The following is a 20,594-nucleotide window of genomic DNA, read 5'->3' on the forward strand; positions in this document are numbered from 1 at the left end:
TCGCTGTTCCTCCGCAAGCACATTTTGCTTTAAGAGTTTTTGTGAGTTCTTTTATATCAATATCGTGTTCATCTATACCTTCGATAATAGTCATGAGTTTTCCGAATCTTCTTCTAACTGTAAAAACTTTTAGAGTTTGAACTTCACGTGCAATTTCTTCACAAACACAAAGTTCTTCAGGAAGCCCACATACATCACAGATTTTTGACATTTAATTCTCCTTCTGTTTTTCATTCAATATTGTAAGAACACGAGCAATTGTTCTTTTTAATTCTCTAATTTTTCCAGGATTTTCAACAACCCCAGCAGCTGCACTTTTAGAAACATTTTTGGATAATTCAGTTCTGAGTTCAACTAATTTATCTTGAATCTCATCAACTTCCATGTCCCAAATTTCTTTACTTCTTAAAATCGCCATTGTTCCAACTCTTTTAGATAATTAAATTTCATATTTAACTATCATCTTCTTCTACTTCTTCAGTAGATTCTTCTTCAACAACTTCTTCTAATTCTTCGAGATCTTCAACTTCCTCGATTATTTCTTCTTCGATGATTTCTTCGGTTTCAACATCGATTTCTTCATCTTCTACAATTTCACCATCTTCTTCAATGGTTACTTTTGGAGGAAGGATTTCAACAGAATCAGGTAATACAGTTTCCGGAGGCATAATTCTTACATAAATACCTAAAACACCAGGTTTTAATTGAACTGTAGCAAAGCCTTCTTCTACTAATCTGATTGAAGGTTCACCACATTTTTTAATGTATCCTTCAACGAATTTAGCTACAGCAGATCTAGAACCTCTGATTTTACCAGAAATAGTAACTTCTACACCTTGAGCTCCAGCACCCATAATTCTACGAATAGTGGAATAAGCAACTCTTCTGAAATGCATACCTCTTTGTAACATGTTAGCTATTTTATAAGCCATGATTTTTGGATTAAGTTCAGGAACTTCAACCTCTTTAACTTCAATTTGAGGATTATCTAAACCAAATTCGTTTTTAAGAGTGTTGGTAATAGTTCTTACGTTTTTTCCACCTCTACCAATAACCATACCAGGTCTTTCAGCATAAACAACAACCATGGTACCTAAAGGTGTAATTTGAACTTCCATACCACCGTATCCAGCTCTTTCGAGTTCTTTTTCTAAATATTCGTCAATTCTGGTTCTTCTAAGGCCCTCTGTGACAAAATCTTTTTCTATCATTAGTTAGCCTCCTGTAATACAATTTGAATATGAGTAGTAGGTGTGTTAAACGGAGTCATTCTACCGAATGCTCTTGGGATGTAACCAGGGATAATAACACCTCTGTGACTTGAAATATGTTCAATGAATAATTTTTCAGTGTCTAAACCTTTGTACTCTGCATTAGCTTCAGCATTTTCTAAAACTTTTAAAATTTGTTCTGCAGCTTTAACAGGGTATCTTCCGGAAGGCCAGCCTTCTTGTCCTTTTCTGTGACCAACTTTTTTGTTGTGTCTTTTGAAAGGAACAGCTTTTTTCATGTCAATTACATCTTCTAAGTAAGCTTTAGCTTTTCCTACTTCCATTCCTCTAATTGCTCTGCAAATCTCAACACTGTGTTTTGGAGAAATCTTAAGAGATTTTGCCATAGCACGTGCAGTTTTTGCTTCATCTACGTCATTATTATAAGCATATTTGTTAGCCATGTTCTAATCTCCTTATTTAAGTGGTACAAACATGGATGATCTGGTAGCACCCATACCTGGGTCTCCGTGTTGAACTCTTTTTCTAGTTGGTGCGTATTCACCAAAGTAATGACCAATCATTTCTGGTGCAATAGTTACTTCAACAAAATTTTGACCATCATAAATACCGAAAGTGGTTCCAACCATTTCAGGTATAACAATCATGTCTCTACAATGGGTCCTAATTACAACAGGACGACCATCTTTAGTTCCTTCTTTATTCAATTTTCTCATTTTATCCAAAACAATTTGTTGTCTTGGTAAGAATCCTCTCTTTAAAGATCTTCTTTGTCTTGCAGGGAATAATTCCATTACTTCCTCTAAAGACATGTCTTGTAATTCTTCAAGAGTATAACCTTTATATTTAAATACTTTTCTTGCCAATGAAACACCCTCTATCTATCTTTTTAAACCTGTTCTCTTAGCTGCAATTGAACCAACTTTTCTACCTGGTGGTGCATGTCTTGAAATAGTAGTAGGACGACCAGGATGTTGTCTGTTACCTCCCCCGTGAGGGTGATCAACAGCGTTCATTGCTACTCCTCTTACAGTCATGAATTTCTTACCTTTAGCTTTATAAGCATGCCATTTTTTACCAGCTTTAAGGAATGGTTTATCTTTTCTTCCTCCACCAGCTACTACACCAATACTAGCACGGCAGTTAGGGTTTAAGTATTTTAATTCCCCGGATGGTAATTCAACAACAGTTTGGTTTGCATCATGAGTAACAACATTAGCATAAGTTCCAGAAGATCTTACAAAACGACCTCCATCTCCAGGAGTGTTTTCAATATCATAGATTGGAGTACCTTCAGGAATTTCAGCAAGAGGTAATGTATTACCGAATTTGATAGGAGCAGAAATACCACATTCAATTTCATCTCCAACTTGAATACTTTCAGGTGCTAAGATGTATTTCTTTTCACCATTTTCGAATTTTACTTCTGCAATAGGAGCAGTTCTTGCTGGGTCATGTACAATATCAATGACTTTACCTTTAATACTACCTTCTTTTTCTAATGCATCGTAAGATCTGTATCTAATTTTATCTTTAAAACGATGAGAAGCAACACGGTGTGCAGGAGTTCCTCTACCTCTTCTTTGATGAATTAATCGTTTTCCCATTCAAATTCCTCCTTAGAATACTCCTATTCTGACAGCGAGTTCTTCTGCCATTTCTTCTTCAACAAGTTTAATGTATGCTACTTTTACACCTTTAGTAGTAATATGAGTATTGACTTTTGCTACTTTTTCGCCGTATAAATCTTCAAAAGCTCTTTTGATTTGACCTTTGTTTGCTTTACGGTTTACAACAAAAGCAATTTCGTTATTCATATCGATTAAGTTCATGGTTTTTTCAGTAACATGAGGTTTAATAATAATTGAGTATGAATCCATAATAATCACCTATTTTCCAAATTATTGGAATAAACCTCCTAACTTTTCAACAGCTGATTTAGTGTAAACAGTGAGTCTTCCTGCGTGGGTACCAGGTGCTAATAATTCAGCATTTAAGTTTTCAACAACCACAACATCTACACCAGCGTGGTTTCTTGCACCTAAAGAGATACCTTTATCTTCACCAACAACAACAAGAGGTCCTTTTACTTTTTTGTATTTTCTTCCTCTAGTTTTTCCTCTACCAGCTCTGATTCTTTTACCTTCTTTAGCACGGATGACATCGTCATAAACTCCTAAATTCTCAAATATTTCACGAGATTGTTTAGCAGTTTTTACAGCTTCGAGTTCATCTTCAACAATAATAGGAACTTGTTCTAAATCTGCTACTTTATGTCCTCTGTTTTCAACAATTTCTTTATTAGTTGTTGCTGCAACAGCAGATCTGATAGCAAATCTTCTTTCTTTTATGTTGATTTTTTCGTGATGATTTTTTTCAGCTCTAGTAGGATGTGCTTGTCTACCACCAATAGCCATTGGTACGAAAGCTGCTCTTGAACCATTTTTAATCCTAGGTACTCTTGCAGTACCTCTACCTGAACCCCATCCTTTAGCGGAAGTTCTTTTACCTGCCATTGGGTCATTACCCCATGGTTGTACTCTAGCGGATTGTGCTGAAAGTACAGCTCTTTTGATTAAATCTGGTCTGTATACTTCATCAAAAATAGCTGGAAGTTCAATTTCTTCTTTTACTTCCCCATTAATAGAATAAACGTTTACTTTCATGATTATACCCCTTGTTTAGATTTTGTACTTATGTAATTAATTTGAGGTATATCCTCAGCTTTATTATTAGGTCTGATAGGCTGTCTTAAAATTACTAATCTTTTAGAAGGACCTGGAAGGGAACCTTTTACTAAGACATAATCATTTTTAACAACACCATATTTTACAAATCCACCATCTGGGTTGATTTGATCAACTTCATCAGCTGATGCAATTTTTAAAATTCTTTTATTGAATTCAGTTCTTTTATGGTAACCCATTTGACCTGCTTGTGCAACAGTCCACATGGTTCTTCTTGGTGTCCAAGGTCCAATAGAACCTACGTGTCTACCTTTACCTGCTCTAACAGCTTTACCATATTGAATTCTAATTCCCCATCTTTTAACTACACCTTGGAATCCTTTTCCTTTTGTAGTTGCAATAGCATCAACAAATTCTCCTTCATTGAAGATTTCACTAGCTTTTACTTCATTACCTAATAATTCTAATGCAGTATTTAATTTTTCTTCAGGATTTGCTCCTCCAATTCCACATTCAAATATGTCAGGTTTTTTCTTAGGTACGCTAGTTACTTTTGGATTGGTGTGTACTAATACCCTAATTTCTTCTGTGTTTTCTAATGCACCTTGTATTTTTGCAATAGCTTCAGATTTATTGTACTCTTTAGGAAGAGAAATCTTCCTTGAAAGTTCTTGATCTAAATTGTCTGCAAGTACTTCGGTGATTACTTTCAAACCACGAGAAGTTTTTTCATAAGCTCTAATTCCCATTACTACGACCGGAGGCACTTCCAATACAGTTACTGGAGTGAAAACTTCCATACCATTAGTAGGAGAGTTTTTATCAGTATCAGTGACTAAAGCGTGAGTCATACCGACTTTATAACCTGCGAGGCCGAGTAATTTTGGTTCATCAATTTGAGGCCAAGATTTTACTCTAGGGGTTTCTTTAGCTGCTCTTTTCCTTGGACTAAAAGCAACAGACCCTTTTCTTGGCTGGTGATGTCTTACCATTTAATTTAACCTCCTTATTAATATTTTTCCTTATTTTTTAATTATATTCAAATTTTTTTTAAATAACTAAATGAATAGTCATTTTACAAGTTGATAAGAATTACACAATGTATAACCTCATCGAAATAATAAATAGCCGTAAAAAAGATTACAACTAGATAAATATTAAATTTCAATATATCCTATTGAGTTTTAAACAATTGAAGCACAATAAAGAATATATCTAATGTATAAATCATTCTGCGCTAAGTAAATTTTTAGGAGAGTCCTAAAAACATTAATGTATAAAAAGTTGAGCAAGTTATCTATTAGCGCGATATAACTAATAAATCAAAGAGAATTAAAATCTCATAAAGTTAAATAAAGAAAGTGTAGCGACAACTGCCTCTTCAGTCCTAACAGTTTCAGTTCCCTGCCCAGGAATTGTATTTATTTTAAATAAATCCCAATTAGCATTAGAAACGTCTTCGTTAATTGAAGAATAAGGGCCACCAAATAAAATAGCAATACTTTTACATTCATCTACTTTATGTTTTAATTCATCAAAAATAGAATCAATATAATCTCCATATCTTGTAGTTTCAACAACAAGATCAGGTTTAATTAATTTTAAGCTATTTTTAAGACTCTTATTAGAGGATATTACTTTATATCCCCAGTAAACGTCATCTGGTTTATCAGGTGTGACTATTACTTCTTTCTTAGCAATTTTAGTTATCTTAAAGTCAAAAATTCTTTTAACTGTAAGTTGCTCTTTACAGAATGCAAGTTTATCCATACCTATATCAACATAAGTTCCTTTCTTATTTCTCTTAACAGTGAAACCTTGCCTATAATCACCGACGTCAGGTTGATTATCAACAGGGTGATGAGGAGTCCTAAGCGGTGGAAGAATTCCAACATGCTTCAATTCAGGTTTTATAGGAAACGCTTTTTTCCTCAAGTATTGAGGAGTATTCATATAATCCAGAACTTCAGCAATAAAATCTCCATCAAGATCTCCATCTTCATTTTTATCATGATCATCATTGTAAATAATCACGTTATCTGCTTGAAAAATAGCTAAAGCTCTTCCTAAAATTCCAACTTTATAAGTACGAATTTTGAGATCTTTAGACTCAGAAAGAAATGAATTTGGAATAAATATAGATAGCTCATCTTTATACATTACCTTACATTATGTAAACTAAAGTATATAAAGATTACCCTACATTTATATAGCTATCACTAAATAGACTTACACATTTACAAAATATTATATCAATTATAATATCTGTAGCTCTTTTTATGCTACCAACTTTTTTATACTCAGAGAATATATTAATATTAAATATATGACAAGGAGTATATAAATGTATTGTTTTTCAATAGGAATAACTAAAAAAAATAGGATTTTTAGAAAAATTAAAAATTAATTAACGCTCTAATTACAATTACATCAACATTTTGATTTTCTTTTGTGTGAAAATCATAAATCTTTGGAATTGGAAACTTATATCTGAATATATGAGTAATTTTTAAATTATTTTCTTCGTAAAAATTAATTAAAAATTCTTCAGTTGAAGCCATATGAAAAGAATATAAAACATCCGGTTTGAGACTGCATGCCTTTTTGACAAAATTTAAATCTTCACCGCCTTTTGCTTTCCTTTGAGATCCGAAAGGAGGATTCTGAATTATAGTATCTACATCAAAGCACTCATTAAATTCATTAATATCACTTAATATAAACTCTACATTATCAACATTTGATTTATCGCAATACTCCATTGCCAAATTAATTGAATCGACATCAACATCCACACCACATGTCATATTTGCACCCATTAATGCAGATCCAATAGTAAAAATTCCAGTTCCGCAACCCAAATCTAAAACATTCCTATTTTCAATATCACCTAAAGAATCCGCATTCCAAATTAAATCGGCAGCTATAACTGAAGGAGTAGAATACTGTTCAAGTCCAATCTTCGGTTTTGGGTGGGATGGTATTGACTGAAGTTGCATTTCCAAATGTTTTTTGCGAGTAATTCTAATCATATTATCAATATATTTAATAATTATCTAATATATAATATAATATATTATAAAAAAATTACTTATGAGGTTTCACATGTTTGAAAAAGTATTAATTGCAAATAGAGGAGAAATCGCAATAAGAGTTATGCGAGCATGTCGTGAACTTGACATTGAAAGCGTGGCTATTTATTCTGATGCAGATAAAACTTCCCTATATACAAAATATGCTGATGAAAATTACCCGTTAGGAAATCCTTCACCGGCCCAATCATATTTGAATATAGAGAAAATCATAGGTATTGCTCTTGAATCAGGAGCGGATGCCATACACCCAGGTTACGGATTTCTAGCAGAAAATCCAAAATTTGGAGAAGAATGTGAAAAAAATGGAATTAAACTTATTGGACCTTCTGGAAAAGTAATTAATCAGATGGGAGATAAAATTACTTCAAAAGCTCTCATGAAAAAAGCAGGAGTTCCAGTAATTGAAGGTACACCTGAAGGTGTTAGTGATATTGAAGAAGCAAAAGAAATAGCTAAATCAATAGGATATCCTGTAATAGTTAAAGCATCCGCAGGAGGTGGAGGAATTGGTATGCGTGCAGTTTATGAGGAAGAAGAACTTGTACGTGCTATTGAATCTACACAATCCGTGGCAGCAACAAACTTCGGTGATTCTACTGTATTTATTGAAAAATATCTTGAACAGCCACGTCACATTGAATTCCAACTGCTAGCAGATGAACATGGAAATGTAATTCACGTTGCAGACAGGGAATGTTCCATTCAAAGAAGACATCAAAAACTTCTTGAAGAAGCTCCTTCCCCTATTATGACCGAAGAGTTAAGGGAAGAAATGGGAGGAAGCGCTGTTAAAGCTGCAGAGTATATCGGATATACCAGTGCAGGTACTGTTGAATTCCTGTATGATAATGGCAACTATTATTTCCTTGAAATGAACACACGTATACAAGTAGAACATCCAATCACAGAACTTGTAACTAACACTGATTTAATTAAGGAACAAATCAAAATTGCTGCAGGAGATGAATTAAGCTACCAGCAAGAAGACATTAAAGTATCAGGCCATGCGATTGAATGCCGTATTAATGCTGAAGATCCTTTAAATGACTTTGCACCAAATCCTGGAAAAATTACAGGATACCGGTCTCCAGGAGGCCCTGGTGTGCGTTTAGATAGTGGAGTTTACATGAATTATACTATTCCTACATTTTATGATTCCATGATTTCCAAACTAATCACATATGGAAGAAGCAGGAATGACGCAATTAATAGAATGAAAAGAGCATTAAGAGAATATGTCATTTTAGGTGTAAAAACTACAATTCCATTCCATAAAGCTATTTTAAGAAATCCAAACTTCCTATCTGGAGATTTGAATACACACTTCATTGACCAGCACAAAAAAGGTATAGATATGGAAATGATTAATGTAATCGAAGAAGATGCAGAATATGTGAATAAATTAAAATCCACATTTATGCCGGGTAAAAAGATAGCTGCAATTTCAGCTGCTGTTGGATCTTACCAAAATGCTATTAAAAGCCAGCAAATGCAAAAATAAATTGGAGATTAATTAATGAAAGACGAAATTATTAACTTATTAAAAAAAGAAAATAAACTTTCTGAAGAAACAATAAGTGAAATTAAAAATATTAATATTGATGATTTTTCCAATGTAGTCAAAGAACTTGGAAAAGAAGAAACTACATATATTAAGGCATCTGAAATTTCAAAAAATCTAAATACCAAATTCATTGGTAAAAACCTATTCATTTACAATGAAGTCAGTTCAACAAATACTGTTGCTAAATTTTTATCAATGAATAATGTCGAAAATGGAACCGTCGTAATCTCCGAAAAACAAACAAACGCAAGAGGAAGATCCGGCAAATCCTGGGAATCACCATTAGGTGGAATCTGGTTATCAGTTATCCTAAACCCTAGTGTTGACCATTCCAGATTGCCATTAATTACATTAGCCACTGGGGTTGCAGTAGCAAAAACATTTGAAAGAGTAGGCATTCCTAATCCTGAAATCAAATGGCCGAACGACATAATGATAAATGGTAAAAAAGCTTGCGGAATCCTAACAGAAGCCGTTGCTAAATTTAATACTATAGAAAACATCATTGTTGGTGTAGGTATAGATGCCAACTTAGATGTATCTCAATTCCCTGAAGAATTACAATCAGGCACTACAACACTTAAAGAAGAACTTAACAGAGATGGCGATGAAAATCTATTAATTAGCATATTCTTAGAAGAACTTGAGAAAATTATTGAACTTTTCCAAGATAAAGAATATGAAACTATCCTAAAAGAATGGAGAAAACGTTCATATACTATTGGAAAAATTGTTGAAGTTAGAGAACCCTTCAACACATACTACGATGCTTATGTCGTAGGAATTGGTAAAGAAGGAGCTCTAATTGTTGAAAAAATTGACGGAACCTTAGAAAAAGTAATTTCCGGAGAATGTATTATCAAAAACTAAATACAATCTCCCTGCATTCATCTTCATTAATAACTACTTCTTGTAGTTTATTAATTGAAGATTCTATTTTTTTACATAAATCTTTTAAATCCAAACCAAATGCATCATTTGTAGATAAATCAAATCTTATTGTAGCAGATGCACCAGGCATTGAAACAGCAGGAATTGTAATTATCCCATAATCTCTTAATAATATAAATGAAAAAACAAATGCCAAATCATTTTCAGATAAATTATGTTCAGCAGTTATTTCATTTGCTAAACCTTCAGGAGAAATCATGACTCCTGTAGGAGTAGTTTGAAAATTATCATATTTTGCATTTAACAATTCAAATAACTCATCTTTTCTAGAAAAGCTATTCAATAAATTTGTTTCATCGAAATTTTTAATACCATTCAACATTGCAAGAACAGCAGGCGGCTGAGCTTCAAGACCAAATTGGTGGACTTTAACTTTAATTTCATCGATTAAATCTTTCCTGCCAGCCATAAGTCCTCCTCTTGGACCTGGCATTAATTTATCAGTGCTGGTTATAGCAATATCAGCACCCAAATCACATGCTTTAGGCTGATTAAAGACAACAGTTCTGAGTCTTGCTCCAGACGCATCATCAACCATGACAGGAATATTCTTTTCATGAGCCATTTCAATAACTTTTCTGAATTCCTCTTCATCAATTACCTTATGGTCCATAGTTGAACCTGTTACAATGACCAAAGAAGTATTTTTAGGTATTGAAAACTCTTCAAAATTATCAGTTTCCGAATAATTGGCACCTACCAATTTACAGCTTCTTGGAATTGATGGATGTGCTGGCAATTGTGCAAGATAGTGTACAACATTTGAATTTTTACTAACAAGAGTTAAAATTGTAGCCAATATTCCTGAAGAAGTTCTGTTTAATGGAAGAATCTTTTCTCCACCCATATGCTCTTTTCCAACCTTTTGCAGTTCATCTTCAAAAATAGCCGGTCCGACATAAGTCTCTAAAAGACTAATTTCAGAAGGAGAAGCGATAAATCCTCCAGACAATCCAGTTAAATCAAATAATGATGACCTGCCTTTAGTCTCAATTATATTTTTAATAATTGAAAGGGCATTTTCTCTTTTTTTAACTTCTTCTAAAGAATTATTTATAACCATTTAATCATTCATCTAATTGGAATTTAAACTGTTCAAGTGACTCGATAACTGCTTTTAAGTCTTTTACAGAAACTTCTACAGTAGTATCCTGGTCTTCTTCAGGTATTTGATAAAAGTAATCTGCAAAAAGAACTTTACCTTCAGGATCAGTGTATAAATTTAAACCGTCAGTAAGTTTATCAGGATTTCTGTTTGGGAAGAAAATAGTAAAAGAAGTACCTAATTGATTAAAAAACTTTTCCCTTTCAGCATCATCTTTATTGCATTTTTTAATTTTCCTAATTCTAGATTTCAATTTTTTTTCTGCAGCTTCATTAATATCAGCCATAATTACACTTCCAAAAATATTATTAAAATTTCATATAAATTAAAATATACTATATAATGAAATAATATATAAGCATTAGCTTTTGATTTTAAAATCAGTCATATAGACTATTTCCGTGACTGTCCATTGCAACAATAAGTGGACCAAAATCTTTTACTTTTAAATTCCACATTGCTTCAGGCATTCCTAAGTCTAACCAGTCAACACTTTCAATTTCCTCAACAGCATCAACATATAATGCAGCACAGCCTCCTGTAGCTACAACATAAATAGCTTCATTTCTAACCAAAGATTCACGAACATTATCATCCATGCCGCCTTTTCCAATAACAATTTTTGGTCCCATGTCTAAAACATTACTTTGATATGGATTCATCCTCATTGAAGTTGTAGGCCCAATTGCAACCATTTTATAGCCATCTTCATTTTGAGATATGATTGGTCCAGCATGGAACAAAACTGCACCCCGAATATCTAATGGAGCTCCTTGTTCAAGAAGTCTTTTATGTGCCTGGTCTCTAGCAGTCAATATATTTCCAGTTAGGTAAACCACATCTCCTGCTTCAAGTTCTTTTAAGTTTTCATCTTTAATTGGAACATTTAATCTTCTTTCCATTTATACACCAATATAATATTTGATTATTAAAAAAAATGTAGTTATAATTATATAAAATTTTTAGCTTTAATAAATTTAATGGCATGAAAGAAGAAACAATAGTTAATTATGAATATCTAATGGTTGAAATGAAATCTATTAACAACCAGTTTAATTTACTCAGATATAACTAAAGATTAAATCTTAAATCAATTTTTTAAGAAAAAATTTTTTAATTTATCTTCATTTATTTTATAATTATCAATAATTTTTCCATCTTCCATATGTAGAACATGGGAACACACATCCATAATTAGTTCAAAATCGTGTGTGATAATAAATGAAGTAATGCCTAATTTTTGAAGATAAATTAAATTCTCACTAACTTTCATCATATTCTTCAAATCAAGCCCGCTTGTCGGTTCATCAAAAATCAAAATTTCTTTACCCGATGCAATGGCTGATGCAATAGCAACTCTTTGCTTTTCACCACCAGACAATGCCATAGGATGTGCTTCTTTTAGATGAATTAAATTTAAGTTTGTTAATATTTCCTCAGCACGACTAATATTTTCCTCACCCATACTTAACAATACTTCATCAAGTACGCTTTCAGTGAATAATTGGTGATTAACATCTTGCATCACCATATAAGTCTTTTTAAGCAAGTCCTTTCTTTTTAAATGAACATCACCCCAAATAATCTCCCCTTTACAAGACCTTTTAAGACCACATAAACAATTCGCAAAAGTAGATTTTCCAGCCCCATTTTTTCCAATGATGGCAATAATCTCATTTTTTGGGATTTTAACCCCATCAATATCTAATACTTGCTTTTTACCGTATTTAAAATTAAAATTTCTAAGTTCCATTAAATCTTGATTATTTGAATAATACCCATCATGATTAACATATAAATTTTCCAAATTTATTTGTCTTAAACCATAATCTCTATGATTTATAGATTTAAACTCATCAATAGACCATTTTTCAGTAATTCGCCCATTTTCAAGAAATAAAACTCGGTCTACAACATTATTTAAGAAGAACAGTTTATGTTCCGCAATAATTACTGTTTTTCCAGATTGTTTCCAATTTTTAATAATATCTTCCAAATCCCAACTAGATTGAGCATCCAAATTTGAAGAAGGTTCATCTAAGACGAATAAATCCGGAAAAACTGCAGATACTGATGCACATGCAATTTTCTGCTTTTCACCGCCAGATAATTTGAAAATATTTTTATCAAGAAGAGGTTGTATTTTAAAATCCTTTACGACATGATCCAATCTACTTTTTATTTCATCAACATCCATTGCAAGATTTTCACATCCAAAAACTATTTCCCCGGTTGTATCAACATTGAAAAATTGGGTTTTTGGATTTTGAAAAACAGAACCTACATATTTTGATATTTCATAAATGGGAATTTCATTTATTAAATTATCCTTCAAATACACATTTCCTTGTTTTGTTCCATTAAAGAAGTTAGGAATAAGTCCATTAATAATACGTGTTAAAGTTGTTTTTCCACAACCTGATTCTCCACAAAGTAGAATGACTTCACCTTCTTTAATATTTTGATTAATATCTGCTAAATTATAATTAGTTTCATTGTTATCATATGAAAATGAAATATCCTCAATTTTAAGCAAATAAAACACCTCCTAAAAAATAATATGCATAAATCCCTAAACCCATAAATGAAATAACTAATAAAACATAATCTATTTTATTCAATTTAACTTCTACAAAATGAGTTCTACTTATAGGATTGCTTAAACCTCTTGTTAGGGAAGCTGCAGATAGCTCATCTGCCGTTTTAATGGCATTGACTAAAATCGGAATCATATAAAATTCTATTAATTTTAATGGATTTTTCAATGATTTAGCATTCAAACCGAAACCCCTCATTTTCATCGCATCAGTTATTGATTTAATTTCCTCATAAACTGATGGAATATATCTGAAAATAACTGAAAGCGGAATAGTAATCTCTTTTGGGATGTTGCTTTTTTCCATTGAAGCTATAAATTCACTTACCTTTGTTGTTTGAATTGTATAATATCCCATCATTAAAATGGGTAACATTCTAGTGGCGGTATAACTAAACATTATCAGAAATATCGCGATTATCCCTGTTGCTGTTGGAAGAAGATAAATCTGAATATATTTTGCAAAAATATATATTAAAATATAACTTAAAGCAAGTTTAATACGATTTGAAAAGAATAAACAAATAAATGGAACTAAAACTAAAATTCCACTAATATATAAAGGTACTTCATTAAAAACCATGAAACTTATCAGAACCAGAATTATAATTTTAGTCCTTGGATCTAAATTAAAATTTAGTTTTAATCCCATAATATCACTTAAGCAATTCCTGCCTTTTTGAAATGTTTTTTCAAAACAATTTTTCCAATATATGCTCCTATTAAACCTACAATGAATGTTACTATTATTAACACAATTAACATTTCATTTGTTAAAAATGGTAAAATTACATTTACATAATCAGTTCCCATGGATGCACGAATTGATTCGACAAAATAATCTCTTAAAATGTAAAATGGCAACATATTACCAAATACACCTAATGAGAAAAAACCATAGCTAACAATTGAATTTTTAATAGATGTGTAGTTTCCCATTTTTAAAACTATGTCTGCGATTAATCCACAAATAGTGTAAACTACAATTGGAATCCAAGTGTGACCGCTTAAAAACATTACAATTCCCAAAATTAATCCCAATAATGTTACCATTCCAAATTTATCAACTCTAGTTAAAAACAACATATATGGAATTCCAGCAATCAATGCCGCAATGATTGGCAATCCAATCATCAATATAGGAATGTATCCCAACATTCCAAAAAGAAATATTAAAACTGTCAAAATCACCGCAAAAATACCTACAGTGATTAAATCTTTTACATTTATCATTTCACTCATAATATGACCTCCTATTTTATATTATATTAATGAAAATAATCGTGAAGAATTTATATTTGCCATTCTCCACTTAAGTTTTGTAAATCAACCATCTTTTTAAACAATCCATTATTCACCATTAGTTCTTCAGGTTTTCCTTGCTCTGCAATTTTACCATCATCTAAAACTACAATTTTATCAGCATTGGCTATTGTTCTCATTCTGTGAGCGATAATGATGACTGTTTTATTTTTAATCAACTCGGAGAGTGCTTTTTGGATTTTAGATTCATTTTCAACATCCAAAAACGAGGTTGCTTCATCCAATAAAATCACATTTGCATTTTTAAGCAAGGCTCTTGCAATTGAGATTCTCTGTCTTTGACCACCAGATAAAAGGTCACCATTTTCACCTATTATGGTATCATATCCATTTGGAAGTTTTAAGACAAATTCTTCGCATTCTGCAAGACGTGCAGCCTCAATCACCTCTTCATCAGTCGCATCTTTTCTTCCAACACGAATATTTTCTAAAATTGAATTATTAAATAAAATCACATCTTGAAAAACAATTGAAAAGTTTTCTAAAAGTTTTTCTGAATCCAATTTTGATAAATCTTGACCCCCAAGAGATACAGTGCCTGAAACTGGATCCCAAAATCTTGCAGCAAGTTTAGACACAGTACTTTTACCACCACCTGATGGTCCGACAAGAGCTGTAACTTCACCCTGCTTTGCGGTAAATGAAATGTCGGTCAAGACATCTTTTAAATCATCGTAATTGAAATTGACATTTTCAAATTCAACATCATAACTTTCTATTGAGTAATCAGCTAATCCACCTTCAACAACCTGACTTTCAATTTCTTTAGACCTAGTAATTTTATTATCCATCATGAATATTTCAGCCAAAAACATTAGCCCGTTTTCCAGAGGGGAATAAACTGTTGCAGAGGCTATCAAGAATATCAAAAGGGTAAAAATTGATATTTGTGAATTTACTATCAAATATGAACCTAAAAGAATAACAGAAACGATTCCTAAGTTTAATACAACTTTTCCTATTATAACCCCTGCTGCTGACATTAACTCTGCTTTAATCCTTGATTTTTCAATTGTTGAAGTTAAACTGCTGATTTTTCCAAAATACTCATCTTCATAATTGTAAGATTTCAAATCCCTAATTGATTCAATACATTCTTGCATAGCATCCCCACAATTAAGTAAATCAGCCATTACAATATCTCCACCCGTATAAATAAGTCTTTTGGAAATAAATAATATTATAAATGCAACAGGAGCCACCCATAAAAGTGCAATAGCTAATCTCCATTCAAATATAAACATTCCAATTGAAACAATACATAAAGAAACAATTGAACCTAACAATTGTGGAACTGCATGTGAGAATACATGCTCCAAATCAGTGCAGTCATTCATAATTGTTGCAGTTAAGTCAGCCAAGTCCCTGTTTTCAAAAAAGGATAAAGGTAGTTTTCGTAAATTCTCACCAAGATTAATTCTTCTGTTTTCACTTTCAACATATGTTGTATTGAATACGAAATGATATTGTTTCCATGCGAATGCAAAAATAATTCCTAAAACAATCAATATCAACACGATAAACATTCCAAGATTCGGATCGATTATTTCACCACCTGTCAACGGCTCTACCCACATGTAGATAAGCAGAGCATATAATCCGACAGGAAACATTAATGATATGTCCACAAGCGCAGTATAAATGATTCCTTTAATCAAATTATCGGAACCTGCTTTTGTAAGTCCGAATCGTTTAGAAAAAAACTCAGATAACATTATATCCCCTCACTTTTAACTTTCCATTGAATAGAACGGTTAAATTCATCCCACATTCTAGAGTACAGGCCTTCACCATCAACCAGACTATCATGATTGCCCTCTTCAACAATTCTTCCATTTTCAACCACAAAGATTTTATCCACATTTTTAACTGTGGACAGCCTATGTGCAATCATAATTACGGTTTTGTCTTTAGTGATTTGTGAAATAGCTTTTTGAATCATATATTCATTTTCTGGATCAGCCAGTGCAGTTGCTTCATCTAAAATAATGATTGGAGCATCCTTAAGAATTGCTCTTGCAAGTGCGATTCTTTGCTGCTGGCCTCCAGAAAGATATGTTCCTTCACTTCCAATTACTGTATCTATCCCATCTGGAAGCTCATCAATAATATCATCACATTGGGCTAAACTCAATGCTTTTTTAACATCTTCTCTTGATGCTCCTTTTCGACCAATTGCAACATTATTATAAATTGAATCTTTGAATAAAGTTGTATTCTGGAATACAAATGAAATATTTTTCATTAATTCTTTTGTTGAGATGTCTCTAACATCAACATCCCCCACTTTAATTGAGCCTTGATTAACATCCCAAAATCTTGGAATTAATGATGCAATTGTGGTTTTACCGCCTCCTGATGGGCCAACTAATGCAACAGAGTCATTTTCATTAATTTTCAAATTGACATTATTTAAAATATGTTCATCACTCTCAGTCGCTTCATAATCAAAGTAAACACCTTCAAACTCTATTGAATGATTTTTAGGTTTTTGAGGATTGCTTGTTTCAACTAATGGTTTTTCATTTAGAATGGCTTCGATACCATCTAAAGCATAACTTGCCAACATCCAATCTTGGGAAACTGTCATTATTTTATTCATCATCACCGCACAAATTGGAGTGAAAATAATATAAAACATAAAGTTTGCAAAGAATTTTACATCTACAAGTGAACCTGCAAGCAATATCCCCGCAGGAATTAATAATGCAAAAAATCCATTGATTGATACAGTAAAAGCTGTCATTGGAAGCTGAGTTGAAAGTGAGTATTCGGCTGAAAATTTTCCATATTTCTTAATAGCATTGATAAAATTTTTAAATGAATAAACACTTTGCTGAAATGCCTTTGTAACCGGAATTCCTCTTACATATTCTACTGCTTCACCATTCATTTCTTCAAGATATTTCTGATATTCTTCCATGATGTTTTGAGATTCTTTTGAAAACATAGGATACATGAATACAAAACATAATATAATTGGAATTAAACAGATTAATCCTAAAAGCCAATCAAAACTGAATAACAATATTAAAAATACAATTGGAGTTACAATAGCTCCAGTCAAATCAAACAATTGATGAGCCAGAAATGTCTCTGTCTTTGTAGTACTATAATCAATTACCTTTCTAAGACCACCACTTGTATGGTTTGAAAAATAACCTAAAGGTAGTCTGAGTAAATGATTTATAGCAGCATCTTTCATGTTCTTTTCATTTTTAAATGCAGATAAGTGAGTGCCCATTAAACCAAAAAAGTTTAAAATTATCCCCAATACCGCAAAAGTAAATGCATTAATCGCATAAACATCCAAGTTTTGAGCTTTTGTAAAATCAGGGGCAACTGCTAATAGGGCATTGACCACGTCCCATATATAAATAAACGGAACTAATAAACAAATTGCACTTAAAGCTGATAAAAACATGCCTAAAATTGTTAAATATTTATAGTTACCTGAATAATTTAATAACCTAATAAATTTATTTTTATTTTGAGTTTTTGACATTAATATCGCCTTAAAATATAATTTAGGTTTACCTAAAAATTTAAAATTGTGCTAAAAGGACAAAAGATTAATAATATCCTAAAAAAACAATTAAAAATAGTTACAATGTATTTTAATTAAAAGTAACTAGATAAACCAGTATTCAGTATAAAATATTATTTAAATTGATATATAAATATTTTTGAACTAAAAAGACAATAAATATACCAAAAGGACAAAATTTATTTTTTATACTCAGAGGGAGTGCATCCAACATAATCTTTAAAAGCCTGAGTAAATTTTGAAGGTGAAGAATAACCTACCTTTTTTGAAATTTCAGAAATAGTGTAATGATTATCTTCAATTAATCTACATGCATATTCCAATTTATATTCCTTCCTCCATTTGAAAATAGGCTTTCCATAAACTTTTTTAAAACAAGTTTTTAAAGTTGTTTTACTGATATTATGACGTATTGCAAGATCATCAATAGTAATTTTACTTTCCAAATCTTTTATTAACTCCTTTCTAACATCTTCAACAATTCTAACTTGTTGTTTGGTAATAGAAATATTTTCATGATGAACAAAATCAGTTATTGAGAAGAACAGCAATAGTTCAATACACTTTAATTTATAATAAGACAATTTAATTCTATTATCAACATTATACAATTCACCGATGACATGATCTATTTTATCATTTGAACGAAGCAGGACATACCCTTGAAACTTTTTTAAATCTTCATAAAACTCTACCAAATCAAAATTTGGAATGATTTGATTAATATACTCATTAGCTACATCAACATCTATAAAAATCTCTAAACCATTATAAAAACCTAAAGGAAAATCAGACAAGGTTTTAGTCAACTCATAGATGCTAATGCATAAATCACCCTTTCCAAAATAGATTATTCTATCATCACCTACACCATATGCATACCTGCCATCGAGACAATGATTTATTTGAAGCAACCTTGAGGAAAGCTTTTCTTCGACATACACTTCCTCATGATTTTGTAGGTTAATATCTATAAATGCCAGAACAATGCCTGGGAATAATGAATACGTTTCAAATTTACCATAATCCCCCAAATCGATGATTTTTTTATAATCATCCCCAGATATGGAAAAATCTGTGACAAAAACATCATCAAATAATCTGTAGAGACTTTCATTCATATTTTAAATTATATTCTTACTGCTATAAAACATTTCAATATATGATTTAAATTATTTTATTTAGGCATACCTAAAAATTTATATAATGTAAAAATAATAATTAATATTATAGCTAAAAAACATTTACCGATATTTGGCGTAGGATTCTATTTAATTTCCTCCATTGCATTTATAACATTATTTGCATTAGTATTAACTCCTTGAAAATAATACCTGCCCATATAAAAATAAAATAAACATCTTTTTAGTTATCCTTGGAATCCTATTGATTAATATTGGTATTGTTTTTTGGTTGTTTGCAATGATTAACTCAAAATAATCAGAAATATGAAAATTTGGTTACAACTGAAATTTATTGATACAATAATTATCCAATTATTCAACCTTTTTGTAAATAATGAGTGGGATAATAGTAATATATAGAAATATATTATTAATTATCTCACCATTGTTTGAGCATTTTTAACATTAATGATGAAAAATACAGAAGAATTGCTGAAGATATAGGAAATGAATTTATGAACTACTCAAAGAAAATTAACAGAATATGGTGATTTAATGGGATTTTTTGACAACATGCGTAAACCTCAAGGAAAACTAGGTAACATTCAACTAAAATCAATGAACAAAGAACACACCCCCGTTTCACTATGGGGATTGAAGCATTTGAATATCAACTCCGATGATATTATACTAGATGTTGGTTGCGGAGGCGGAATAAACATAAAACGAATGGCTAAAAATGCTAAAAAAGTCTATGGTATTGATTATAGTGAAGAAAGTGTGAAATTATCAAAAGAAGTTAATAAAAAATTAATCAATGAAGGAAAAGTTGAAATCATGAATAGTAATGTAAAAAACTTGCCATTTGAAGATGATACATTTGATATAGTAACTGCCTTTGAAACTGTTTATTTCTGGCCAGATATTGAAAAATGCTTTGGAGAAGTAAAAAGAGTCCTGAAACCGGGAGGAATATTTTTAATTGGAACAGAAACAAATGGTTCAAATAATTTCATGAGATTCTGGAAGCACTTTATCGATATGGAAATGTATGACGATAATGAAATCACATCTTTTCTGCGAAACAATGACTATGATCAAATTACAGTCTATTTAAGAGATGGAAAAAACAAAAAGGAAATCATCAAATCAAACGACAGTGAAAAGATAGTTGATGATAACTATAATAACGTGTCTATTTCAGACAGATTCCTGCAGTGGATGACAGTGACAGCAAGGAAATAAAAAATACTGACAAGAAACAGAAATTTACTGAATATATTCTAGAATTAACCAAAAAAATAGCTATTGATTATATCTAATTTAATATTATTTTTTTGACCAAATTTAATATTAACATTTGCTCCGCC

General features: G+C 31.4%; 23 protein-coding genes. 3 read left to right on the forward strand and 20 right to left on the reverse strand.

The features are described from left to right. The 11 genes from yciH to IJL02_RS01010 all read right to left on the reverse strand — a co-directional run. Positions 1–211, reverse strand: a 211-nt coding sequence (yciH, locus tag IJL02_RS00960) for a stress response translation initiation inhibitor YciH (protein WP_292808147.1), incomplete at its 3' end; no start/stop codon positions are given. Further along, positions 212–418, reverse strand: coding sequence for a 50S ribosomal protein L29 (gene rpmC, locus IJL02_RS00965; RefSeq protein ID WP_116591334.1), 207 nt, complete (start codon positions 416–418; stop codon positions 212–214). A gap of 34 nt (positions 419–452) precedes the next feature. Beyond that, complete coding sequence (locus IJL02_RS00970) at positions 453–1,211, reverse strand: 30S ribosomal protein S3 (protein WP_292784696.1); 759 nt, start codon at positions 1,209–1,211, stop codon at positions 453–455. Further along, complete coding sequence (locus IJL02_RS00975) at positions 1,211–1,675, reverse strand: 50S ribosomal protein L22 (protein ID WP_292808148.1); 465 nt, start codon at positions 1,673–1,675, stop codon at positions 1,211–1,213. The genes IJL02_RS00970 and IJL02_RS00975 overlap by 1 nt, the downstream gene beginning before the upstream one ends. A gap of 12 nt (positions 1,676–1,687) precedes the next feature. Continuing rightward, a complete protein-coding gene (rpsS, locus tag IJL02_RS00980; protein WP_292808149.1) occupies positions 1,688–2,098 on the reverse strand; it encodes a 30S ribosomal protein S19 in 411 nt (136 codons plus the stop codon). Positions 2,099–2,113: 15 nt separating this feature from the next. After that, positions 2,114–2,839, reverse strand: a complete 726-nt coding sequence (locus IJL02_RS00985) for a 50S ribosomal protein L2 (RefSeq protein ID WP_292808150.1) — start codon at positions 2,837–2,839, stop codon at positions 2,114–2,116. A gap of 12 nt (positions 2,840–2,851) precedes the next feature. Continuing rightward, positions 2,852–3,112 carry a 50S ribosomal protein L23 gene (locus IJL02_RS00990; RefSeq protein ID WP_292808151.1) on the reverse strand — a complete coding sequence of 87 codons (261 nt, stop codon included), beginning with the start codon at positions 3,110–3,112 and terminating at the stop codon, positions 2,852–2,854. A gap of 21 nt (positions 3,113–3,133) precedes the next feature. After that, on the reverse strand, positions 3,134–3,898 hold the full coding sequence (rpl4p, locus tag IJL02_RS00995) for a 50S ribosomal protein L4 (protein WP_292808152.1): 765 nt from the start codon (positions 3,896–3,898) through the stop codon (positions 3,134–3,136). Positions 3,899–3,900: 2 nt separating this feature from the next. Further along, positions 3,901–4,911: a 50S ribosomal protein L3 gene (rpl3p, locus tag IJL02_RS01000; RefSeq protein WP_292808153.1), complete on the reverse strand. Its 1,011-nt coding sequence runs from the start codon at positions 4,909–4,911 to the stop codon at positions 3,901–3,903. A 340-nt stretch (positions 4,912–5,251) separates the two neighbouring features. Continuing rightward, a complete protein-coding gene (locus tag IJL02_RS01005; RefSeq protein WP_292808154.1) occupies positions 5,252–6,079 on the reverse strand; it encodes a putative RNA uridine N3 methyltransferase in 828 nt (275 codons plus the stop codon). A 236-nt stretch (positions 6,080–6,315) separates the two neighbouring features. Then, on the reverse strand, positions 6,316–6,951 hold the full coding sequence (locus tag IJL02_RS01010; protein WP_292788279.1) for an METTL5 family protein: 636 nt from the start codon (positions 6,949–6,951) through the stop codon (positions 6,316–6,318). A gap of 73 nt (positions 6,952–7,024) precedes the next feature. Between IJL02_RS01010 and IJL02_RS01015 the strand changes: the two genes are divergently transcribed. Then, a complete protein-coding gene (locus IJL02_RS01015; protein WP_292788281.1) occupies positions 7,025–8,515 on the forward strand; it encodes an acetyl-CoA carboxylase biotin carboxylase subunit in 1,491 nt (496 codons plus the stop codon). Positions 8,516–8,530: 15 nt separating this feature from the next. Continuing rightward, positions 8,531–9,448, forward strand: a complete 918-nt coding sequence (locus IJL02_RS01020; RefSeq protein ID WP_292788283.1) for a biotin--[acetyl-CoA-carboxylase] ligase — start codon at positions 8,531–8,533, stop codon at positions 9,446–9,448. Here IJL02_RS01020 and IJL02_RS01025 read toward each other — a convergent pair. The 9 genes from IJL02_RS01025 to IJL02_RS01065 all read right to left on the reverse strand — a co-directional run bounded on the left by IJL02_RS01025 (position 9,438) and on the right by IJL02_RS01065 (position 19,221). Beyond that, positions 9,438–10,592, reverse strand: a complete 1,155-nt coding sequence (locus tag IJL02_RS01025; protein WP_292788285.1) for a TIGR03576 family pyridoxal phosphate-dependent enzyme — start codon at positions 10,590–10,592, stop codon at positions 9,438–9,440. The genes IJL02_RS01020 and IJL02_RS01025 overlap by 11 nt on opposite strands. 4 nt (positions 10,593–10,596) lie before the next feature. After that, positions 10,597–10,920 (reverse strand): hypothetical protein, encoded by a 324-nt coding sequence (locus tag IJL02_RS01030; RefSeq protein ID WP_292788287.1) that lies wholly within the window; start codon positions 10,918–10,920, stop codon positions 10,597–10,599. A 94-nt stretch (positions 10,921–11,014) separates the two neighbouring features. Next, positions 11,015–11,536 (reverse strand): FumA C-terminus/TtdB family hydratase beta subunit, encoded by a 522-nt coding sequence (locus tag IJL02_RS01035; RefSeq protein WP_292788289.1) that lies wholly within the window; start codon positions 11,534–11,536, stop codon positions 11,015–11,017. Positions 11,537–11,724: 188 nt separating this feature from the next. Next, entirely contained in the window at positions 11,725–13,170 is a 1,446-nt protein-coding gene (locus tag IJL02_RS01040) for an energy-coupling factor ABC transporter ATP-binding protein (protein ID WP_342765167.1), read from the reverse strand. Then, complete coding sequence (locus IJL02_RS01045) at positions 13,163–13,882, reverse strand: energy-coupling factor transporter transmembrane component T (RefSeq protein ID WP_292788293.1); 720 nt, start codon at positions 13,880–13,882, stop codon at positions 13,163–13,165. Before IJL02_RS01045 ends, IJL02_RS01040 begins: the two co-directional genes overlap by 8 nt. 8 nt (positions 13,883–13,890) lie before the next feature. Beyond that, the gene (locus IJL02_RS01050; protein ID WP_292788295.1) at positions 13,891–14,472 is read right to left on the reverse strand and encodes an MptD family putative ECF transporter S component; all 582 of its coding nucleotides are present in this window, start codon (positions 14,470–14,472) and stop codon (positions 13,891–13,893) included. Positions 14,473–14,522: 50 nt separating this feature from the next. Then, positions 14,523–16,268: an ABC transporter ATP-binding protein gene (locus IJL02_RS01055; protein WP_292788297.1), complete on the reverse strand. Its 1,746-nt coding sequence runs from the start codon at positions 16,266–16,268 to the stop codon at positions 14,523–14,525. After that, positions 16,268–18,058 carry an ABC transporter ATP-binding protein gene (locus tag IJL02_RS01060; RefSeq protein ID WP_292788299.1) on the reverse strand — a complete coding sequence of 597 codons (1,791 nt, stop codon included), beginning with the start codon at positions 18,056–18,058 and terminating at the stop codon, positions 16,268–16,270. The genes IJL02_RS01055 and IJL02_RS01060 overlap by 1 nt, the downstream gene beginning before the upstream one ends. Before the next feature lie 221 nt (positions 18,059–18,279). Then, positions 18,280–19,221, reverse strand: coding sequence for an AraC family transcriptional regulator (locus IJL02_RS01065; RefSeq protein ID WP_292808155.1), 942 nt, complete (start codon positions 19,219–19,221; stop codon positions 18,280–18,282). A gap of 558 nt (positions 19,222–19,779) precedes the next feature. Here IJL02_RS01065 and IJL02_RS01070 point away from each other — a divergent pair. Then, a complete protein-coding gene (locus IJL02_RS01070) occupies positions 19,780–20,469 on the forward strand; it encodes a class I SAM-dependent methyltransferase (RefSeq protein WP_292788302.1) in 690 nt (229 codons plus the stop codon). Positions 20,470–20,594 lie beyond the last annotated feature (125 nt).

The organism is Methanobrevibacter sp., from assembly GCF_017427765.1.
GTDB lineage: Archaea > Methanobacteriota > Methanobacteria > Methanobacteriales > Methanobacteriaceae > Methanocatella.

Bases quoted from the DNA above. Each gene is read 5' to 3' on its own strand.
- IJL02_RS01045 (WP_292788293.1), bottom strand. From the start codon at position 13,882: ATGGGATTAAAACTAAATTTTAATTTAGATCCAAGGACTAAAATTATA.
- IJL02_RS01065 (WP_292808155.1), bottom strand. From the start codon at position 19,221: ATGAATGAAAGTCTCTACAGATTATTTGATGATGTTTTTGTCACAGAT.
- IJL02_RS01060 (WP_292788299.1), bottom strand. From the start codon at position 18,058: ATGTCAAAAACTCAAAATAAAAATAAATTTATTAGGTTATTAAATTAT.
- IJL02_RS01010 (WP_292788279.1), bottom strand. From the start codon at position 6,951: ATGATTAGAATTACTCGCAAAAAACATTTGGAAATGCAACTTCAGTCA.
- IJL02_RS00990 (WP_292808151.1), bottom strand. From the start codon at position 3,112: ATGGATTCATACTCAATTATTATTAAACCTCATGTTACTGAAAAAACC.
- IJL02_RS01035 (WP_292788289.1), bottom strand. From the start codon at position 11,536: ATGGAAAGAAGATTAAATGTTCCAATTAAAGATGAAAACTTAAAAGAA.
- IJL02_RS01055 (WP_292788297.1), bottom strand. From the start codon at position 16,268: ATGTTATCTGAGTTTTTTTCTAAACGATTCGGACTTACAAAAGCAGGT.
- rpmC (WP_116591334.1), bottom strand. From the start codon at position 418: ATGGCGATTTTAAGAAGTAAAGAAATTTGGGACATGGAAGTTGATGAG.
- rpl3p (WP_292808153.1), bottom strand. From the start codon at position 4,911: ATGGTAAGACATCACCAGCCAAGAAAAGGGTCTGTTGCTTTTAGTCCA.
- IJL02_RS01025 (WP_292788285.1), bottom strand. From the start codon at position 10,592: ATGGTTATAAATAATTCTTTAGAAGAAGTTAAAAAAAGAGAAAATGCC.
- IJL02_RS01030 (WP_292788287.1), bottom strand. From the start codon at position 10,920: ATGGCTGATATTAATGAAGCTGCAGAAAAAAAATTGAAATCTAGAATT.
- IJL02_RS00985 (WP_292808150.1), bottom strand. From the start codon at position 2,839: ATGGGAAAACGATTAATTCATCAAAGAAGAGGTAGAGGAACTCCTGCA.
- IJL02_RS01015 (WP_292788281.1), top strand. From the start codon at position 7,025: ATGTTTGAAAAAGTATTAATTGCAAATAGAGGAGAAATCGCAATAAGA.
- rpl4p (WP_292808152.1), bottom strand. From the start codon at position 3,898: ATGAAAGTAAACGTTTATTCTATTAATGGGGAAGTAAAAGAAGAAATT.
- IJL02_RS01005 (WP_292808154.1), bottom strand. From the start codon at position 6,079: ATGTATAAAGATGAGCTATCTATATTTATTCCAAATTCATTTCTTTCT.
- IJL02_RS01070 (WP_292788302.1), top strand. From the start codon at position 19,780: ATGGGATTTTTTGACAACATGCGTAAACCTCAAGGAAAACTAGGTAAC.
- IJL02_RS00970 (WP_292784696.1), bottom strand. From the start codon at position 1,211: ATGATAGAAAAAGATTTTGTCACAGAGGGCCTTAGAAGAACCAGAATT.
- IJL02_RS00975 (WP_292808148.1), bottom strand. From the start codon at position 1,675: ATGGCTAACAAATATGCTTATAATAATGACGTAGATGAAGCAAAAACT.
- IJL02_RS01050 (WP_292788295.1), bottom strand. From the start codon at position 14,472: ATGAGTGAAATGATAAATGTAAAAGATTTAATCACTGTAGGTATTTTT.
- IJL02_RS01020 (WP_292788283.1), top strand. From the start codon at position 8,531: ATGAAAGACGAAATTATTAACTTATTAAAAAAAGAAAATAAACTTTCT.